Raw genomic sequence first — 14197 nt, 5'->3', positions numbered from 1 at the left:
GTCCGCCGCAGAAACGTGTTCGACTTGTCAGTTGCGGCAACTTACCCAAGTTCGATGAGCTCACGACGCCGCGCGTTGTGAGATTGTCGTCGATAGCTGGGCGCGGCGCGCTAGCGAGGGCTACGGTCATCGCATGAAGCGGCTTTCGAGTGTCGATGCGGCGTTTTGGTCGGCGGAGACTGCGGGTTGGCATATGCATGTGGGTGCGCTCGCGATCTGCGACATTCAGCACGCCCCGGACTACAGCTTTCAGCGACTTCGCGAACTCCTCATCGAGCGCCTGCCGGAGTTGCCGCAGCTGCGGTGGCGGGTCACCGGTGCCCCGCTTGGGCTGGACCGGCCGTGGTTCGTCGAGGACGAGGACCTCGACATCGACTTCCATCTCCGCCGCATCGGCGTCCCGGCCCCTGGCGAGCGTCGCGAGGTCGAGGAGCTGGTGGGCCGGCTGATGTCCTACAAGCTGGACCGCTCCCGGCCGCTGTGGGAACTGTGGGTGATCGAGGGCGTCAGCGGCGGTCGTATGGCGACGCTGACCAAAATGCATCACGCCATCGTGGACGGGGTCTCCGGCGCGGGGCTGGGCGAGATCCTGCTGGACGTCACACCGGAACCCCGCCCGCCGCAAGAGGAGACGGTGGGATCACTGGTGGGATTTCAGCTGCCGGGTCTGGAACGGCGAGCGGTGGGCGCACTGATCAACGTGGCGATCAAGACGCCGTTCCGGATCACCCGGCTGCTGGAGCAGACCGTGCGCCAGCAGATCGCCGCCTTGGGTGTGAGCAACCGGCCGCCGCGCTACTTCGAGGCGCCGAAGACCCGATTCAACGCGCCGGTGTCGCCGCACCGGCGGATCACCGGCTGCCGTGTCGAGCTGGCCAGGGCCAAGGCGGTCAAAGACGCGTTCGGTGTCAAGCTCAACGACGTGGTGCTCGCGATGGTGGCCGGTGCGGCGCGGGAGTACTTGCAAAAGCATGGTGAGCTGCCGGCCAAGCCGCTCATCGCGCAGATCCCGGTTTCGACCCGCACCGACGCGACGGCCAGCGAGGTAGGCAATCAGATCAGCTCGATGACCGCATCGCTGGCCACCGACATCGAGGACGCCGGGCAGCGGCTCAGAGCCATCCACGAAAGTACCCGCAGCGCAAAAGAAATGGCCAAGGCCCTGTCGGCGCATCAGATCATGGGGCTCACCGAGACCACACCGCCGGGGCTGCTGCAGCTGGCCGCGCGTGCCTACACGGCCACCGGGTTGTCACACAACCTGGCGCCGATCAACCTGGTCGTCTCGAATGTCCCGGGCCCGTCCGTCCCGCTGTATATGGCCGGCGCCAAGCTGGATTCGTTGGTGCCCCTCGGACCGCCGGTGATGGACGTCGCGCTGAACATCACCTGTTTCTCCTACCAGAAGTACTTGGACTTCGGCTTCGTCACCACACCCGAAGTGGCCAACGACATCGACGAGATGGCCGACGCCATCGAGCCGGCGCTGGCCGAACTCGAACGCGCCGCCGAGCAGTTATAGACACCGGCGTCGATGCCGAGATCGACCCTGGCGCGTGGTCACTCGAACTTTTCCGCGCTAGCGTCGATCTCGGTGCATACCCACGGAGACCACGGAAACCTTTGTCAGGCAAGACCTGACGAGGACGGCGGATTCGTCACATATACCCAGGACAGAAACCGGGCGACCGCGTCGGCGGCCTGGTGCGCCCGCGGTGAGCCGAAAATGTCGAACGCGTGTTGGGCGTGCGGCAGCTCGGCATAGGCGACGGGGGACTTGGACACCTGGCGCAGCTCTTCGACGAATTCCCGCGCTTCGACCACCGGGATCAGGGAGTCGTCGGTTCCGTGCAGCACGAAGAACGGTGGCGCGTCGGCGTGCACGTACCGCAGCGGCGACGCGTCGAGATAGATGTCGCGGTGGGTGCTGAGTTTCTGTTTGACCACCAGTCTTTCGAGCACGTCGACGAATTGCGCGCGGCCAGGAGCCTCGGTGGTGTACCACTCGTAGCGACCGTAGAACGGGACGGCCGCCACCACCGATGTGTCGGCTTCTTCGAAGCCCGGCTGGAACTTGGGATCGTTGGGGGTCAATGCGGCCAGGGCGGACAGGTGACCGCCGGCCGAACCACCGCTGATCGCAACGAAATTCGGATCCCCGCCGTAGGCCGCGATGTTCTCCTTGACCCACGCCAGTGCGCGCTTGACGTCGACGATGTGGTCGGGCCAGGTGTGCAGCGGTGACACCCGGTAGTTCATCGAGACGCACACCCAGCCGCGCGAAACCAGGTGGCTCATCAAGGGATACGCCTGGGGACGGCGCCACCCGATCATCCAGGCGCCCCCGGGTACCTGCAGCAGCACCGGCGCCTTGCCGTCACGCGGCAGGTCTCGGCGACGCCAGATGTCGGCCAGATTGGCGCGTCCGTGCGGCCCGTAGGACACGATGTTCTGCTTGTCGACGAAGCGCCGCCGGGCCACCGTGGTGCGCAGCGGCAGGTTGCGCCGGCCGCTGCGAGTGGGCTCCGTCGGCAGCGCCTTCAGTTCCTCTTCGTAGTCGGCCCCGAGTTGATCGGTCAGCCCCGCTTCCAGAACCGGGCCGGCTGTCGTGGCATTGCGATAGCGGACCACCCCGAGGATCCCCCACGATGCGGCGGTAAGGGCAAGCGCCGCTTTGCCTTTCGCGTCGGCGAAGTCACCGCGGCGGGCCCGACGCACGGCGTCCAGAGCGGAGACGGCGCCGTAGATGCCGGGCACCTCCGAGGCCGGCCAGCCGAACCAGAACACCAGCACCGAAGCGTACGGGTTACGGCTGAGCGGACGTAATCCGTTGGCAGCGTTGACTAACTCCAGCGTTGCCCGGGTCAACGGCTTTGGCCGCCGCAATGTTCGGAGCAGTCGGGCGCCCCTCATGAGTCACTCACCAAAGACTTGAGTTCGTTGCGCTGGATTTTGCCGGTGCTGCCACGGGGAAGCTCGTCGAGAATGGTTATCTCCCGGGGCACCTTGTAGTTGGCCAGGTTGTCGCGGACGTGTTGCTTGAGGGTCTCGACGGACGCCGAGCCGCCGGGCTCGAGCACGACGAACGCCGCCAGCCGCTGCCCGTACTGCTCGTCGTCGACGCCGATCACCGCGGCTTCGGCCACCTCGGGGTGGGCTGCCAGGGTCTTCTCCACCTCGATCGGGTAGACGTTCTCACCGCCGGAGACGATCATCTCGTCGTCGCGTCCGACGACGAACAGCCGCCCGTTCTCGTCGAGGTAGCCGACGTCACCCGACGACATGAACCCGGCATGAAAGTCTTTGGTGGCGCCCGACGTGTAGCCCTCGAACTGGGTGTCGTTGCGGACGTAGATGGTGCCCACTTCGCCGACCGGCAGTTCGTTGAATTCCTTGTCCAGGATGCGGATTTCGGTGCCGCCGGCGGGCCGGCCGGCGGTGTCCGGTGCCGCACGCAGATCCTCGGGCGTGGCGGTGGCGATCATGCCGGCCTCGGTCGCGTTGTAGTTGTTGTAGATCACGTCGCCGAACTGGTCCATGAACGCGATGACGACGTCGGGCCGCATGCGGGAACCGGAGGCCGCGGCGAACCGCAGCGAGCGGCAGCTGTAGCGGTTTCGTACCTCGTCGGGCAACTCCATGATGCGGTCGAACATCACCGGCACCACCGCGAGGCCGGTCGCCTGATGGCGGTCGATGAGGTCCAGAGTCGCCTCGGGGTCGAATTTGCGTCGGGTGACGACGGTGCAAGCCATCGACGCGGCGAAGATCAACTGCGAAAAGCCCCAGGCGTGAAACATCGGCGCCACGATCACAATGGTTTCCTCGGCACGCCACGGCGTGCGGTCCAGGATTGCCTTCAGTGTGCCGACGCCGGCGTTACCACCAGTTTGGTTGGCGCCCTTGGGCGTTCCGGTGGTACCCGAGGTGAGCAGGATCATCCGGCCTTTGCGACCGGTGCGCTCCGGCCGCTGCCCGAGGTGGTCGGCGATGAGGTTCTCGACCGTGAGTTCGTGCTGCGCCTCGGTCCATGCCACGATCCGGGTGGCATCCGGCTTGTCGGCCAGCGCGCGGTCCACCGTCGCGGTGAACTCGTCGTCATAGATGACGGCGTCGACGCCCTCGCGGTTGACCACGTCGGCCATCGCGGGGCCGGCGAATGACGTGTTGAGCAACAAGACATCGGATCCGATCCGGTTGGCCGCCACCACCGCCTCGACGAAACCACGGTGATTGCGGCACATGATCCCGATGACGTTCGGCTGGCCAGAGGGCAATTTCTGCAAAGCGGATGCCAATGCATTGATCCGCTCGTCGAGCTGTCGCCAGGTGAGTGTGCCCAGTTCGTCGATGAGGCCGGGGCGGTCCGGGCAGCGCTGCGCTGCGCTGGCGAAACCCACCGTCATGCCCATGCCTTCGCGACGCATGGCCGCCGCCATCTTCAGGTAGCGGTCCGGTCGCATCGGCGCGATCATCCGGGCGCGGTACAGCGTGCTGATGATTCCGGCGGCTTTTTCCAGACGAGATGTCATGGCTCAGCCCAGAATCGGGAAACGGCGCTTGGCGGCGAGCTGATCGAGGCCTTCCTGCATCACCGCGCGGACATGCTCGTCGACCTCGTCGACGTCGGGATTTTTACCGAATTGCTCGGTGAGATCGATGGGTTTGAGCACCTGCGTCACGATCTTGGCGGGCAGCGGAAGGTTAGGCGGGATCGGGGAGGTGAGTCCGAACGGAAAGCCGAAGGACAGCGGCAGAATCTCGCTGCGCAGCAAGCGCTTCAGCCCTAGCCTCTGGGCCAGCCAAGTGCCTCGGGTCAGGTAGAACTGCGTCTCTTGTCCGCCGATGGATACCATCGGCACAATCGGCACACCGGCTTCGAGGGCCGTGCTGACGTATCCCTTGCGCCCGTTGAAGTCGATCACGTTCTCCGCCAGCGTCGGCCGGTACGCGTCGTAGTCGCCGCCGGGGAAGACCACCACGATGCCGCCCGTCCGGAGTGCCTTCGCCGCGTTTTCACGATTCGCCCGGATGTAGCCGGTGCGCCGGAAGAAATCTCCGGTGAGACCGGTGAACAGAATGTCGTGGCTGAGCGTGTAGATGGGCCGGTCGTAGCCGAACTTGTCATAGAAGTCGACGCTGAGGATCGGGATGTCCATCGGGAATTGGCCGCCGGAGTGATTGGCGACCACCAGCGCCCCGCCCGGCGGAAAGTTCTCCAGGCCGTGCACTTCCGATCGGAAGTAGGTCTTCAATACCGGCCGCAGCACGCTGATCATCCGCTTGGTCAGGCCCGGGTCCCATTTGCCGTGCTCGTGGTCTTCGCTGTCGGTGCTCACGTTCCTCCTTCGAGCCTCCTGAAAGGGCTCGGCCGTCAAGTTCCTCGATGGTAGCGATGGTGCTCCGATGCGGTGTCAAATGGTGCCGGGGGTTCCTAGAAGGGACACTGCGGTGGCCGAGGTCGACGGCGAGGCCCTCTTGACGATCGTTCGGCGGATGGACAAGATCCGCGACGAATTCATCGCCGAGTTGTTCGAAATAATGAGAACCCAGATCAAGGGGCTCAACTACGACGCTCGAATGATCGACTTGTGGCGGGCCAGCGTCACCGAGAACTTCGTGGCGGCGGTTCACTACCTGGCTCGGGATGAGCCGACATCGTTGTTGGAGGCTCCGGCTGCCGCGCTGGCATATGCGCGCGCGGCCGCGCAGCGTGATATCGCGTTGGCGCCGTTGGTTCGTGCGCATCGGTTGGGACATGCGCATTTCGTCGAAGTGGCAATGCAATTCGTATCGGGGTTACCGCCCGAGCAGCAAATGCCGACGATTGTCGAGCTGGTCAATCGCTCGGCTCGCGTCATCGACATGGTGGCCGATCAATTGATCGTGGCCTACGAGGAGGAACACGACCGTTGGCTGAGCCGCCGCAGTGGCCTGCAACAGCGGTGGATCGGCGAGGTGCTTGCCGATACTCCGATCGACGTGGCGCGCGCCGAGAAGGTGTTGCGCTATCCGTTGAACGGTACTCATCTCGCGGCGGTGGTCTGGGTGGATGCCACGGTCGCCGCCGCTGACGTGGTGGCGCTCGTTGATCAGGTTCGGGCGCAATTGACGGCGGAGCTGAACCCGGTGGTCAGCCCGTTGTTGGTGCCGATTGACGAGCGTGAGGTTCGGCTGTGGTTTGCCCTGGGGCAAGCCCGCAACAGCGACGCACCCGACAGGTCGCGGCTGCGCTCGATTCTCGAGTCAGCAGGATTGCGGGCATGCGTGGCGTTCGGTCGAGTCGAGAGCGGCCTACGCGGGTTCCGCGCGTCGTTGGAACAAGCCGAGCGGGCGAAGGCGGTGGTTCTCGCCGGCGAGTGGCGCCGTCGGGGTCGGGTCATCTTCTATGCGGAGGTCGCGCCAATAGCTCTGATGGCCGGCGATGTGGAAGAGCTGGGACGCTTCGTTCTCGACGTGCTGGGCGATCTCGGTGTGGACGACGAGCGCAACGGGTGGCTGCGTGAGACGTTGCGGGAGTTCTTGGCCCGCAATCGCAGTTATATCGCCACAGCTGAGGCGATGACGTTGCATCGCAACACTATTCAGTACCGGGTGGCACAGGCGATGGAGCTGTGCGGACAGAGCCTTGACGATCCCGACGCTGTTTTCCGGGTGCAGACGGCATTGGAGATCTGCCGGTGGATGGCGCCCGGGGTGCTGCGCGCGGCTAAGCCGACGTCCTAGCTGTTGGTGCGGCGCGCACAACACCGGGCTCAAGCTTCGGGATCGGCGCATATGTGGTCAGCGAACTCAGCGGATTAGCGTTTGCCCGGTTCGCACCCAATCCGGTTGAGAGAGAGAACCATGATCCGCGATGCCACTGCTGCCGATGAGTGGCCCGAGTACTTTTGGCGGCTGCCCTCTCAGATCGTGTGGCGTACCGACCTCCGGATCGACATGTACCGGCGCGGAATTGCCTACGCCACCGAGCGGGGCGATATCGGATATGCCTGCGCTTTCCGGCATTTGACCCGTATCGACGAACAGGACCGGCAAGTTCTCGAGCTGCTGATCGATAGCCTGCAGCGACGATTCCCCCCGAGTGAGGAGTCGATTCCGTTAATTCCTCGGAAGGCATGGGCTGGTCCCGGTGGGACCGCAGAAAACACCTGACGAGCGCAAATCATCCACCGGACTCTTGCTTCCGAATAGATTGTGTAGCGACCGACTGGTTGCACGATCGCTAGGAGTGAGGCCGCCATGGGATTCATGTCACCAGAGCTTCCGGATGTCGACCCCGATACCTGGCTGATTCAGCCCCGGGCGGCGCGGCTGCAGACTGTCACCCGGCACTGGGCCGAGCACGGCTTCGGCACGCCCTATGCGGTGTATCTGCTCTATCTGATCAAGATCGGCCTGTACGTCGCCGTTCCCGCCGCGATCATCTCGCTGACCCCCGGCCTCGGCGGGCTTGGCCACATCGCCGACTGGTGGACCCAGCCGATCGTGTACCAGAAATTCATCGTCTTCACCCTGCTGTTCGAGGTGTTGGGCTTCGGGTGTGGATCGGGCCCGCTAACCGGGCGATTCATGCCACCAATCGGCGGGTTCCTTTATTGGTTGCGGCCCAACACAATTCGGCTGCCCCCGTGGCCCGGCAAGGTGCCGCTCACCAAAGGAGATACCCGCACCATTGTCGACGTCGTGCTGTACGCCGTCGTGCTGGCCGGTGCGGTATGGGCGCTGCTCTCACCCGGCCATGGTGGGCCGGTTCCCGGTGTGGGTGGCGTCGGTGTGATCGACCCCGTCCTGGTGATCCCGACCATCGTGGCCCTGGCGTTGTTGGGTCTGCGCGACAAGACCGTGTTCCTGGCCGCGCGCGGTGAGCACTACTGGCTGAAGCTGTTCGTGTTCTTCTTCCCGTTCATCCCCGACCAGATCGCGGCCTTCAAACTGATCATGCTGTGCCTGTGGTGGGGGGCGGCGACGTCCAAGCTCAACCACCATTTCCCGTACGTGGTTGCGGTGATGACCAGCAACAATGCCCTGTTGCGCAGCCGGTTGTTCAACCCGGTCAAGCACCTGCTCTACCTCGACCACATGCACGACCTGCGCCCGTCCTGGCTGCCGAAGCTGATGGCCCATGTCGGCGGGACCACGGCGGAATTCGTGGTGCCGACGGTTTTGGTGTTCGTCGCCGGCGATCAACCGTGGCGGTGGTACCTCATCGGGTTCATGGTGATCTTCCACCTCAACATCATTTCCAACCTCCCGATGGGAGTTCCGTTGGAGTGGAACGTCTTCTTCATCTTCTCGTTGTTCTATCTGTTCGGGCACTACGCCTCGGTCAAGGCGACCGACATCCAGTCGCCGTGGCTGCTGGCGCTCGTGCTGATCGCGGCGGCCATTGCGATCGCGGGAAACTTGTTCCCGGAAAAGATTTCGTTCCTGCCCGCCATGCGGTACTACGCCGGCAATTGGGCCACCAGCGTGTGGTGCTTCCGTGCGGGTGCCGAAGAAAGGATTGAGGCCAACGTCGTCAAAAGCTCTGCGCTGGTTGTCAATCAGCTGGCCCGGCTCTACGACGCCAAGACCGCCGAGATCATGGCCGACAAGACGGCCGCGTTTCGCGCCATGCACGTCCACGGCAGGGCGCTGAACGGTCTGCTTCCCCGCGCCTTGGGGGGAGAGGCCAACGAGGCCGACTACAAGGTGCGCGAAGGCGAACTCATCGCGGGCCCGCTGGTCGGCTGGAATTTCGGCGAAGGGCACCTGCACAACGAGCAGCTGCTGGAGGCTGTCCAGCGGCGCTGCAACTTCGAGGACGGTGAGGTGCGCGTCATCATCCTGGAAGGCCAGCCGCTCCAGACCCAGAAGCAGTGGTATCGCATTGTCGACGCCAAGACCGGCCTGATCGAGGCGGGCTATGTCAACGTCGAGGACATGCTGTCGCGGCAGCCCTGGCCCGAACCGGGCGACGAGTTCCCCGTGCACGTAACCAGTTCCCGCACGACGCCCGCCGCGTCATGACTTGCCGGGCGGGCCGTCGCTTCCGAGCAACGCGGTGATCGCCATCGCCGCCTTCGCGGTGTCGTGCTCTTCGCCGGTGATGATGTCGGCGTACAAGAAGGATTCGACGATCCGCACGATCAGGTAAGCCAGGTCATGCGGCGGCAGCGGCGGGTGCATCCCGGAGCGCGTAACCTCTTCGCCGACAAGGGTTTCGACGGCAGCAACCAGTCGCGCCTGCACCGTGCTGGCACGCGTGGTCAGGATGCGCAGCGCCCGCTCCGGTTCTCGCCGCAGAAACTCGCGGAAGAACTCCGCTTCGTCCAGCAAGGCGACGAAACGGCCCATGATGTTCGCGATCCGCTGTCCACCGGACCCGTCGGCGTCCTTGGTCGCCAACGCCAGCGTGGGCTGGGCGAGTGACCAGATGATCTCGGCCAGCAGATCGTCGCGGCTGCCGACCCAGCGGAACAGGGTGGCCCGGTTCACGCCGAGTTCGGCTGCCAGTTCCTGCATTTCGATCCGCCGGCCGGCGATGAACCACCGGCGGGCGATGCGGAAAGCGGTCAACGCATCGGGGCGGCGGTCCGTCGCTGTCAGCAGGCGAGCCAGCTGTGTCTCGGCGATGTGGCACCTCCTCGATCCTGATGCTCAAGCGTCTCGCTCATGCGACAGGTTAGCAGGCGTTGCTAGAAGTGAAATAAATCGCAGACCGTTGCTTGGATGCAACATACCATAGTATGGTGCAATTGTCTTCCTCGCCAGCGACGCGAGCAGCTACGTTGTCGAGATCACGCTGCCCGTCGCGGGCGGCCTGCTCACCACCAAGGCACCGACCCGGAAGGGCACGCATGAACGTCGGATCGCATCTGAGTAAGCGAGCAGAGCTGAATCCCGGTCTGGAGGCACTCGTCGACGACGCCGCAGGCCTACGGTTCACCTTCGCCGAACTCGACCAGCGCGCCGACCGTGCCGCGCACGTGCTGACCGGCTTGGGCCTTGCCAAAGGGGACCGGGTCGCGGTGCTGCTGCCCAACAATCACCAATTCGTCGAGGTGTTCTACGGCGCCGCGAGGGCCGGACTGGTGTTCATTCCGCTGAACTGCCGGTTGGTCGCCGACGAGCTGGCCTTCATGCTGCGCGACTCGGGGGCGACGGTGTTGGTGTTCGACACCGAGTTCGACGCGGTAGTGGCCGAACTGCACGACCGTGGCGGAAACGACGGAAACGATGACGGCACACCGGTTTCCCACTGGTTGCGCGTCGGCGCCGACGGGCCGGGTTGGACCGTGGACTTCGACGCCGCCGTCGAGCAGGCACCGTCTGACCCGGTGCCGGTCGAGGCCGACGGGGACGACCCGGTGTTCATCATGTACACGTCCGGCACCACCGGGCTGCCGAAGGGTGCGGTGCACACGCACGACAGCGTGCAGTGGGCCCTGCTCACCCTGTTGGCCAGCGCCGACATCAGGTTTCGCGATCGCTACCTGATCTCGATGCCGATGTTCCATGTCGGGGCGCTCACTCCGATGGCTGCTTCCATCTACCGCGGCGGGACCATCATCCTGATGCGTACCTTCGACCCGACCCGGATCTGGGATGTGTTCGCCGCGGAGCGCGTCACCTCCACGCTGGCGGTGCCCGCCATGCTGAACTTCATGCTGCCGACCTATCGGCCAGAGCTGCGCGAGGCGCTGCAGTTGCGCTGCTTCTACAGCGGGGCGGCGCCGGTGCCGCCGTCGTTGATCGAGACCTATGCCGGGCTCGGCTTCGAAGTTCACCAGGTCTACGGGCTCACCGAGACGTGCGGCCCGGCCTGCGTGATCAGCCCCGACGACGCCATGTCGCATATCGGGTCCACGGGCAAGGCGTTTTTTCACACCGAGGTGCGCATCGTCGACCTGCAGGGCGCCGATGTCGATCCCGGAGTGCCGGGGGAGTTGCTGGTGCGCGGCCGCCACATCATGGCCGGCTATCGGAACCGTCCGGAGGCGACGGCGGAGACGATCACCGACGGCTGGTTGCACACCGGCGACGTGGCCGTCCGCGACGCGGACGGTTTCGTCTACATCCAGGACCGGATCAAGGACATGATCATCTCCGGCGGAGAGAACGTGTACCCGGCCGAGATCGAGGACGTCCTGCTCTCGCACCCCGGCATCGCGGACGTCGCGGTGCTGGGCATGCCGTCGGCCAAGTGGGGCGAGTCGCCACTGGCGGTGGTGGTGCCCGCCGACCCAGATCTCGACGAGGCCGCAGTACTCGCACATTGCAGCGGCAAGCTGGCGCGCTTCAAACTGCCCAAGCGGGCGGTGTTCGTCGACGTCATCCCGCGCACCCCGACCGGCAAAGCACTGAAACGAGCTCTGCGCGAACAGTTTTCGTTCGACGCACCGGAATAGCCAAGGAGCCAACCGTGAAACAGCTCACCGGCCTGGACGCCGCGTTCCTCCACATGGAGACTTCGACGACCTTCGGGCACGTCACCGGCCTGATGATCTTCGAACGGCCCGGTCCCGACTACGACCCGTATGCGGCGGTATACGCCAAATACGCTTCGCTCGTCGGCGAACTCGAGCCGATGCGGCGGCGGCTGGTGGAAGTGCCGTTCGGACTCGACCATCCCTACTGGGTGTTCGATCCCAACTTCGACCTCGACTACCACATCCGCGAATTACATTTGGCCCGACCGGGTCTCGTCGATCAACTGGCCGACCAGGTGTGCCGGATCGTCGGGCGACCGATGGACCGTACCCGGCCGCTGTGGGAGGTGTACGTCATCGACGGCCTGGCCGACGGACGCTGGGCGCTGCTGACCAAGTACCACCACGCCACCATCGACGGGGCCTCCGGGCAGCTGATGCTGCAGATCGTCACCGACACCGAGCCCGATGTGCCGCCGCCGGGTTCGGGCCCGTCGTGGGAGCCAGAGCCGGTCCCGTCGAGCGCCGAATTGCTGCGCCGTACGGCGGGTGAGTTGGCGCGCAACCCATTTCGGGCGATGCGGGTGCAGGCTCGGATCGTCGGTCAGCTCGCCGACGCCGCCGGGATCCACAGCGTGAGCAGCGCGGCCGGCCGCGCCGGGGCGGCCATCAAGTGGGTCGCCCAACTGGGCCGCGGGAGCCGGCCTACCATCGCCTTGCCCACGATCACGGCACCGCCGACTCCGTGGAACAAGACGATCACCCCGCACCGTCGTTTCGCCATGCGCACCACCTCGCTGGAGAACGTCAAGCGGCTCAAGGACGCCACCGGCAGCACCGTCAACGACATCGTCATGGCGATCTGCGCCGGCGGGCTGCGCGAGTATCTGCTGGCTCACGATGCGCTGCCGGACCGCCCGCTGCGGGCGATGGTGCCGGTGTCGATCCGCAGCGGTGACGAGACGGACCCGTGGACCAACCGGGTGTCGGCCATCGTCGCCGAGTTGCCCACCGACTGCGCGGATCCGCTGGAACGCGTCGCCCGCTGCCGCAAGTCCATGCAGGACGCCAAGCGCACCCACGAGCTGGTCCCGGCTTCCGAACTGGTCGACCTCACCCGATACTCGCCCCCGGTGCTGTCCACCGCCGCGGTGCGGCTCGCGTCGCGGCTGCGATTGGCCGACCGGGTCTCGTTGCCATTCAACGTGGTGATCTCCAACGTTCCCGGCCCCCGAGAGCCGTTGTACTTCGCCGGGGCCAAGCTGGCTCACCAGTTTCCGGTGTCGATCGTCACCGACGGGCAGGGCCTCAACATCACCGTCGTCAGCTATCTGGACCGGCTCGACTTCGGCTTCATCGCCGACCGCGAACTGGTGCCCGATGTGTGGGACCTCGCCGACATGCATGTGGCCGAGATCACCCGGCTGTTCGAGGCCACCGGCGCCGAATGGGCCCAGCCGCCACAGCCCGCTCTCCCGCGACGCGGGCCGATGAAGAAGCGCTGACAGTGCAGTTTGACTTTGCGTCTGCGTAGGAGAAGTGCGAGTAGGGTGCGCCGTCAGCGCAGAATCAATGCTCGGCGGGCCACCTGGCGGCAGAGCGCCTGACACATGCGTCTATCGGTGCTCTCAAGTCACTTCAGTCACAGGGTCCTAGCTGCGCGACTGTTACCGGCCCTGCGACCGTTGACTATGACTGATCTAGGCTGACCACGAGCGGTTCATCAGCGGGCTCACGAAGACACAGCAGACAGGGAGAGACACGTGACGGTCCGAGTAGGCATCAACGGCTTCGGTCGAATCGGACGAAACTTCTACCGGGCCCTCTTGGCTCAACAGGAACAGGGCACCGCCGACATCGAAGTGATCGCGGTCAACGACATCACGGACAACAGCACGCTGGCGCACCTGTTGAAATTCGACTCCATCCTGGGCCGGTTGCCGCACGACATCTCCCTGGAAGGCGAGGACACCATCGTCGTGGGCCCCGCCAAAATCAAGGCGCTGGAAGTCAGGGAGGGACCCGCGGCATTGCCCTGGGGAGACCTCGGCGTCGACGTGGTGGTGGAGTCGACCGGGCTGTTCACCAACGCCGCCAAGGCCAAGGGCCACCTGGAGGCCGGCGCCAAGAAGGTGATCATCTCCGCGCCCGCCACCGACGAGGACATCACCATCGTGCTGGGGGTCAACGACGACAAGTACGACGGCAGCCAGAACATCATCTCCAATGCGTCGTGCACCACGAATTGCCTTGCGCCGCTTGCCAAAGTGCTCGACGACGAGTTCGGCATCGTCAAGGGGCTGATGACCACCATTCACGCGTACACCCAGGATCAGAACCTGCAGGACGGTCCGCACAAGGATCTGCGACGCGCTCGGGCCGCCGCGCTGAACATCGTGCCGACCTCCACCGGCGCGGCCAAAGCCATCGGCCTGGTGATGCCGGGCCTCAAGGGCAAGCTCGACGGGTACGCGCTGCGGGTGCCGATCCCCACCGGCTCGGTCACCGACCTGACCGCCGACCTGTCCAAGTCGGCCACCGCCGACGAGATCAACGCGGCGTTCAAGGCCGCCGCCGAGGGCAAACTCAAAGGCATCCTGAAGTACTACGACGCGCCGATTGTCTCCAGCGACATCGTCACCGACCCGCACAGCTCGATCTTCGACTCCGGCCTGACCAAGGTGATCGACAACCAGGCCAAGGTGGTGTCGTGGTACGACAACGAGTGGGGCTATTCCAACCGTCTCGTTGATCTGGTCGCACTGGTCGGCAAGTCGCTGTAG

General features: G+C 65.1%; 11 protein-coding genes. 7 read left to right on the top strand and 4 right to left on the bottom strand.

Features of this window, described 5'->3' with window-relative positions:
- Positions 1 to 133: 133 nt before the first annotated feature.
- Positions 134 to 1522: a WS/DGAT/MGAT family O-acyltransferase gene (locus AC5Y2L_RS16400; protein WP_499936717.1), complete on the top strand. Its 1389-nt coding sequence runs from the start codon at positions 134 to 136 to the stop codon at positions 1520 to 1522.
- A gap of 104 nt (positions 1523 to 1626) precedes the next feature.
- On the opposite strand, the gene AC5Y2L_RS16395 is transcribed toward AC5Y2L_RS16400, so the two are convergent.
- From AC5Y2L_RS16395 to AC5Y2L_RS16385, 3 genes are read right to left on the bottom strand one after another with little or no spacing between them, the layout of a single operon-like run.
- Positions 1627 to 2913 (bottom strand): alpha/beta hydrolase, encoded by a 1287-nt coding sequence (locus AC5Y2L_RS16395; protein ID WP_499936719.1) that lies wholly within the window; start codon positions 2911 to 2913, stop codon positions 1627 to 1629.
- Entirely contained in the window at positions 2910 to 4532 is a 1623-nt protein-coding gene (gene fadD12 / locus AC5Y2L_RS16390) for an acyl-CoA ligase FadD12 (RefSeq protein ID WP_499936721.1), read from the bottom strand. Before fadD12 ends, AC5Y2L_RS16395 begins: the two co-directional genes overlap by 4 nt.
- Before the next feature lie 3 nt (positions 4533 to 4535).
- Complete coding sequence (locus AC5Y2L_RS16385; protein WP_499936855.1) at positions 4536 to 5279, bottom strand: lysophospholipid acyltransferase family protein; 744 nt, start codon at positions 5277 to 5279, stop codon at positions 4536 to 4538.
- Positions 5280 to 5451: 172 nt separating this feature from the next.
- Between AC5Y2L_RS16385 and AC5Y2L_RS16380 the strand changes: the two genes are divergently transcribed.
- From AC5Y2L_RS16380 to AC5Y2L_RS16370, 3 genes are all read left to right on the top strand, one after another.
- On the top strand, positions 5452 to 6726 hold the full coding sequence (locus AC5Y2L_RS16380; RefSeq protein WP_499936723.1) for a PucR family transcriptional regulator: 1275 nt from the start codon (positions 5452 to 5454) through the stop codon (positions 6724 to 6726).
- A gap of 105 nt (positions 6727 to 6831) precedes the next feature.
- Positions 6832 to 7155 (top strand): hypothetical protein, encoded by a 324-nt coding sequence (locus AC5Y2L_RS16375; RefSeq protein WP_499936725.1) that lies wholly within the window; start codon positions 6832 to 6834, stop codon positions 7153 to 7155.
- Positions 7156 to 7242: 87 nt separating this feature from the next.
- A complete protein-coding gene (locus tag AC5Y2L_RS16370; RefSeq protein ID WP_499936726.1) occupies positions 7243 to 9012 on the top strand; it encodes a DUF3556 domain-containing protein in 1770 nt (589 codons plus the stop codon).
- Here AC5Y2L_RS16370 and AC5Y2L_RS16365 read toward each other — a convergent pair.
- Entirely contained in the window at positions 9007 to 9507 is a 501-nt protein-coding gene (locus tag AC5Y2L_RS16365) for a QsdR family transcriptional regulator (protein WP_499936727.1), read from the bottom strand. The two genes, AC5Y2L_RS16370 and AC5Y2L_RS16365, sit on opposite strands and share 6 nt — an antisense overlap.
- 335 nt (positions 9508 to 9842) lie before the next feature.
- On the opposite strand from AC5Y2L_RS16365, the gene AC5Y2L_RS16360 reads away from it, so the two are divergent.
- The 3 genes from AC5Y2L_RS16360 to gap all read left to right on the top strand — a co-directional run bounded on the left by AC5Y2L_RS16360 (position 9843) and on the right by gap (position 14197).
- Positions 9843 to 11393, top strand: coding sequence for an acyl-CoA synthetase (locus AC5Y2L_RS16360; protein ID WP_499936729.1), 1551 nt, complete (start codon positions 9843 to 9845; stop codon positions 11391 to 11393).
- A gap of 14 nt (positions 11394 to 11407) precedes the next feature.
- Positions 11408 to 12919 (top strand): WS/DGAT/MGAT family O-acyltransferase, encoded by a 1512-nt coding sequence (locus tag AC5Y2L_RS16355; protein ID WP_499936730.1) that lies wholly within the window; start codon positions 11408 to 11410, stop codon positions 12917 to 12919.
- Between the two features lie 258 nt (positions 12920 to 13177).
- Entirely contained in the window at positions 13178 to 14197 is a 1020-nt protein-coding gene (gene gap / locus AC5Y2L_RS16350; protein WP_499936732.1) for a type I glyceraldehyde-3-phosphate dehydrogenase, read from the top strand.

This window comes from Mycobacterium sp. NGS66 (assembly GCF_059812225.1).
The sequence above is the reverse complement of the archived record's forward strand: the minus strand, read 5'-3'. Positions and strand labels throughout refer to the sequence as shown.

Coding starts and splice junctions, on each gene's coding strand:
- AC5Y2L_RS16400 (WP_499936717.1), top strand. CDS start 134: ATGAAGCGGCTTTCGAGTGTCGATGCGGCGTTTTGGTCGGCGGAGACT.
- AC5Y2L_RS16395 (WP_499936719.1), bottom strand. CDS start 2,913: ATGAGGGGCGCCCGACTGCTCCGAACATTGCGGCGGCCAAAGCCGTTG.
- fadD12 (WP_499936721.1), bottom strand. CDS start 4,532: ATGACATCTCGTCTGGAAAAAGCCGCCGGAATCATCAGCACGCTGTAC.
- AC5Y2L_RS16385 (WP_499936855.1), bottom strand. CDS start 5,279: ATGATCAGCGTGCTGCGGCCGGTATTGAAGACCTACTTCCGATCGGAA.
- AC5Y2L_RS16370 (WP_499936726.1), top strand. CDS start 7,243: ATGGGATTCATGTCACCAGAGCTTCCGGATGTCGACCCCGATACCTGG.
- AC5Y2L_RS16365 (WP_499936727.1), bottom strand. CDS start 9,507: ATGCAGGAACTGGCAGCCGAACTCGGCGTGAACCGGGCCACCCTGTTC.
- AC5Y2L_RS16360 (WP_499936729.1), top strand. CDS start 9,843: ATGAACGTCGGATCGCATCTGAGTAAGCGAGCAGAGCTGAATCCCGGT.